Source organism: Saccharomonospora halophila 8 (assembly GCF_000383775.1).
Lineage (GTDB): Bacteria > Actinomycetota > Actinomycetes > Mycobacteriales > Pseudonocardiaceae > Saccharomonospora > Saccharomonospora halophila.
On the sequence record NZ_KB912499.1, the window covers coordinates 3641 to 8576 of the forward strand.

General features: G+C 67.4%; 4 protein-coding genes. 3 read left to right on the forward strand and 1 reads right to left on the reverse strand.

The genetic code is table 11. The features are described 5' to 3' along the window. Positions 1–193: 193 nt before the first annotated feature. Together SACHA_RS0104725 and SACHA_RS0104730 are read left to right on the forward strand one after the other, a co-directional pair. Positions 194–1111 carry a proteasome assembly chaperone family protein gene (locus SACHA_RS0104725; RefSeq protein ID WP_028662892.1) on the forward strand — a complete coding sequence of 306 codons (918 nt, stop codon included), beginning with the start codon at positions 194–196 and terminating at the stop codon, positions 1109–1111. 27 nt (positions 1112–1138) lie between these two features. Next, entirely contained in the window at positions 1139–1615 is a 477-nt protein-coding gene (locus tag SACHA_RS0104730) for a GNAT family N-acetyltransferase (protein WP_028662893.1), read from the forward strand. Positions 1616–1766: 151 nt separating this feature from the next. On the opposite strand, the gene SACHA_RS20305 is transcribed toward SACHA_RS0104730, so the two are convergent. Beyond that, entirely contained in the window at positions 1767–3626 is a 1860-nt protein-coding gene (locus SACHA_RS20305; protein WP_039737976.1) for a hypothetical protein, read from the reverse strand. A 334-nt stretch (positions 3627–3960) separates the two neighbouring features. Here SACHA_RS20305 and SACHA_RS20310 point away from each other — a divergent pair. Then, a partial coding sequence (locus tag SACHA_RS20310) for an HsdM family class I SAM-dependent methyltransferase (protein ID WP_157601596.1) occupies positions 3961–4936 on the forward strand: 976 nt, incomplete at its 3' end.

Here is a 4936-nt window from a genome sequence, read left to right on the forward strand (position 1 = left end):
CGGGCAGGGCGCGAAGGCGCGCCGGGGCCGCTGAGCGGGCGCCCGGGGCGTCCGGGGCGGGCCTTTTCCCCCGTGCCCGTGTATCAACGCCCCGGCGGCCCATCCCACACCGTGTGGTGGGATGGGCCGGACGCCCACGGGTGTGACACACGGACAGGCGACCGCGATGTACGGCGAGGTCAGGAGGTACACGGTGAGGCGCGATCCCGAGCGGCTCTACGAACTGGACTCCGGTGTGGCCGTCCCGGAGGGAGCGGTGCTGCTCTACCATCTCGACGGCTTCGTCGACGCCGGTTCCGCGGGGGAGGCGCTCACCGAGCACCTGCGCGCCGAGTTCGACGAGGACCGGGTCCTCGCGCGGTTCGACGTCGACCGGTTGATCGACTACCGCTCCCGCAGACCGGTGATGACCTACTCCGCCGACCACTGGTCGGACTACGAACCGCCCGAACTGGCCGTGCGCCTGCTGCACGACACCGACGGGACGCCGTTCCTATTGCTCTCCGGCCCGGAGCCGGACCACGAGTGGGAACTGTTCACCACGGCCGTGCGGGAGCTGATCGAGCGCTGGCAGGTGCGGCTGAGCGTGAACTACCACGGCATCCCGATGGGGGTCCCGCACACCCGGCCGTTGGGGATCACCGCCCACGCCACCCGCTCCGAGCTGGTCCGCGGCTACCGCGCCACGTACTCGCAGATGCAGATCCCCGGCAGCGCCGCCGCCCTGCTGGAGTACCGGCTGGGCCAGGCCGGGCACGACGCCGTGGGCTTCGCCGCCCACGTCCCGCACTACCTGGCACAGTCCCGCTACCCGGCGGCCGCGATCACGCTGCTGGACGCCGTGTCCTCCGCGGCGGGGATCACGGTGTCCTCGGAGGCGATCCGCGAGTCGGCGCACAGCGCCGACGAGGAGGTCGAACGGCAGGTCCGGGAGAACGAGGAGATCGCCGACGTGGTCACCGCCCTGGAGCGGCAGTACGACGCCTTCTCCGCGGTGGAGCCGGAGGAGAACCTGCTGGCCGACGTGGACGAGATGCCCACCGCCGACGAGCTCGCCAGCCAGTTCGAGCAGTTCCTCTCCGAACAGCGCCGCGACCAGGGCGAGAACTGACGCCGGACCGGAGTGGTTGCCGACAGCGTGGCGGAGGGCCTTTCGCTCCGGTCGATGCGTGACGAGGACCTCGCCACTCTGTTCGAGATCCAGCGCGACGACACCGCCCAGCAGCTGGCGGCGTTCACCGACGCCACCGCACAGGATCGCGAGGCCTACCTCCGGAAGTGGCGGAGGATCCTCGCCGACGACGGGATCGTGAAACTGGTGGCCGAGCGCGGCGGCGAGATCGTCGGCAGCGTGGGCACCTATCCGATCGGGGGCGACACCGAGGTGACCTACTGGATCCGGAAGGACTGCTGGGGACGGGGTGTGGCCACTGCGGCGGTGGCGCTGCTGCTCCGCGAGGTCACGGTGCGGCCGTTGCACGGCCGTACCGCCGCGGACAACGTCGGGTCGATCCGGGTGCTGGAACGGAACGGGTTCGTGCACGTCGGTTCCGAGAGGTCCTTCGCGGCCGCGCGACAGGAGACCATCACCGAGCTGATCCTCAGGCGGGACTGATCACCGGGTCGAGGACCGACCCCTGGCGCAACGGCCGCCGGATTCATTGCGCATTTCAGCGGTACGTGGCCGCAGGCACGCCCTGGTGAACACGTAGAACCCCCACCCGGCAGGGCCGGGCGGGGGAATGGAGGGTCCGCGATATCCGGTTTCAGTTGGTCTGCATGTTCGTCAGGTGTTCGCCGATGTAGCCGATGTAGACACACGGTGATGTCGGGTGTGCGTCGTGAATGTACATGCGCGGGCTTCGCATGCCGATCTTCGCGAGCTTGAAGTGCGCGGTCATGGTGGTGTAACCGGACGGATCGACGGTCTCGGGCACCGGGAACACCCGGTCGTCGCCGTAGGCGTTCATCGTCGTCTTGGTCTCCGAACGTCCCCACTTGCCTTTGGGGACTGTCCGGAATCCGGAAGGCGGGTTCTTGATGTATTGGTCGAGTCCGCTGTTGTAGTCGTCCGACCGTCGAGCCTTCACGTAATCACCGAGGCACAGCACCGCGTCCCATGCGGCACGGACGGCAGCATTGTCGGTGTCGATCAGGTTGAGTCTGGCCACCTCGTTCGCGTCGCCGGTGAAGGTGACACCATCGATCTGATCGAGTCGTTCCAGCAGGCCCTCGAAGCTTTCCGGGTAGGACGTGTAGAAATCCTTTGGTATGTCTGTGACGTAAGGAGCCTCGTAATCGCCTCGGTCCTTGAGGCGATTCTCGAGCCACCGTATGCGTGCGTCCCGATCGTCCAGTTCGAGGTACACGAGCTGTGTTTCTTCTTGTGACTCCACCAGTTCGGTGTGTAACTTCTCATTGTGGTCCTCCAGTTCGAACACATTGAGCTGGAGGTCGTCGACACGTCGCTCCAGTGCCCGGATCGGCCGAACATCTGCATGGCGATGGGCTATGCGTGTGATCGCTGCGCTGATCTCGTGCTCGGTGAGGCTCGTGATACCAAGCATTTGTTTGACGAGCGCGAGTCTCTCCTCCTGCTCAGCGAGCTCGACCTCGCGCGACGCGTCAACCGGTTCGCCGGAGTCGACAACGGTGCGCGGGTCTTCGGGTGCTCCACCCGCAGGCGCTGAACGGTCGACGGATGTCTCACCCTCGGTGGGCTCCACGGCCTCGACGAGGCGACGGTTCTCGTGCCGGTCGAAGCGGCGTTGTACCCGCAGCACGGCCTGGTCCGCCGGCCGGGTCGCGGCCTGCTCCCGCACGATCTCGCCGAGCAGGCGGCGAGTCGCATGGTCGGGGCGTTCAGTAAGCCGCTGTGTTCCGAGGATCCGATGCCGCCGGAAATCTCTCTCATCCTCGAACTCGACGCCTGGTCCGTAAGTGCGAATAGTCCAAGCGGGTGCTGCGTAGCGATCGCCGACACGCCGGGCGAAAGCGCGGGTCGCCGCAGGATCGAGGACGACCACCTGCGCCAGACCGTTGGTCTCCCGCGTCCATTCGTCCAACTTGCGAACGTACGGATCGAATGGCAAGCCCTCGACCGAGTCGCTTCCGGCGACGAACACCAGACCATGCCGACGCTCGTCAGCGAGCAGAGACATCAGACGATCGATATCCGCTTCGTGGTACACGGTCGGCTTGCCGGAGAACTCGATACTCCCGTCTCGCAGCGGCAGTGCCTCGATCAGGAACCTCGCCAGCTTAGGGACGTTGACGTATTTCCCTTGGTCGTTGCGGACGGTAAGATTGATCCAGTCATGGTCACCGGGTTCATCGTGCGCGATGAGTTCGGTGGTCCAGGTCCCGTTGCCGCCCTGGTCCTCGACCAGGCGGATTCGGAGATCGTCGCGACCATCGCCGGTGAGACGTCGGACCGAGAGAGATGAACTCGCTTGCCCGTAATCGCCGGAAACATCCAGCGGAACGTCGTAGTTCTTGCGGTTGCGTAGCCACGCGGAGGTTTGCGCTTCGGCTTCGGACAGCCAATGGTCGCCCGAACTGCAGTGCATGAAGGCTGCGAAACCACCGCTTCGTGCCGAGTTCGCACGCGCTACGTCCGCGGTCATGCCGTCACTCCTCGGTATCGAACTGCTCTACTCTGACCAACAGACTGCTTCTTCTGCTTGCGTCTGTCGGGTGCTAGTCGACCGAGGGCGCTGATCCGTGACGGAGCCGAACCGAACGTGACGAGCTCGTGATGGCCGTCACGGGGAGAGGACCGCGTCTGCTATGCGTCCGACCTGGTGACACAGGTCGCCTCGGAAGTTGAGGGGTCCGGACTGGTTGCGTCAGTTCGCTGAAAGCTCTGTCAAACGTCCAGTCTCTGGTGAACTTGATTCACTGCTGTGTACGCGGGTAGAGTCGTCGCACTCCGCTGATGGCCGACCACAGGACGCCGTGATGCCCGACCTGACCGCGCAGGTGACCGCTGCCGAGATCTCTCGGCTGGCGGGGGTCACGCGCGCCACGGTGAGCAACTGGCGCCGCCGCCACCCGGACTTCCCGAGCCCGACGGGTGGTACGGACACGAGCCCGACCTACGCTCTCGAATCGGTTCGCGAGTGGCTGTCCGAGCGCGGGCAACTTCCGGAGGCGACGGCGGAGGCGGAGCTGCACCTCGCGCTGCGTGGGGCTTCCGACGGACGGGCCGTGGCCCGGCAACTGCTGCCGCTCGTGCCGCCGCTGGTGGGCCTGTCTTCGGGAGGGTCGGGCACGCTCGCCGATCTGCCCGAGGAGTCCTGTGGGGCGGAGTTGGCCGCGGCGCTGGGCGACCACCACGGTGATCTGCCCACGGTGTCGGACCCGGTGGTCCGTGCGATGCTGCGCTGCCTCGACGCCGGTGGCGGGGAGGCAACGTTGTCGATCCTCGCTGAGCATCTGGTCGAAACCACGGCGACCGGGACGGACCCGACCCCGCGTGGGCTGGCCGATCTCCTGGTCGCCTTGCCAGACCGTGTCGAACGGACCCTGGACCCGGCCTGTGGCGGCGGCGGGCTGCTGGCCGCGGCGGTACGCGCAGGAGCCTCGTGCGTTCTCGGGCAGGAACTCGCCGAGGACCAGGCAGCGTTGGCGCGGGTCCGTGCCGAGATCTCGGCCCCTGACGGGGAGGTCCATTCCGGTGACAGCCTCCGGTCGGACGCCTTCCCCGACGAGCGGGTCGACGCGGTGGTGTGCAACCCGCCGTTCGGCGTCCGCGACTGGGGCCACGACGATCTCGCCTACGACCCGCGCTGGGTCCACGGCCTGCCGCCGCGCTCGGAGTCCGAACTGGCGTGGGTGCAGCACTGCCTCGCGCACCTGGGCACGGACGGCACGGCGGTGGTGGTCATGCCGCCGGGCGCGGCCGAACGGTCCGGCGGCCGCCGGGTCCGCGCCG

Bases quoted from the DNA above. Each gene is read 5' to 3' on its own strand.
- SACHA_RS20305 (WP_039737976.1), bottom strand. From the start codon at position 3,626: ATGACCGCGGACGTAGCGCGTGCGAACTCGGCACGAAGCGGTGGTTTC.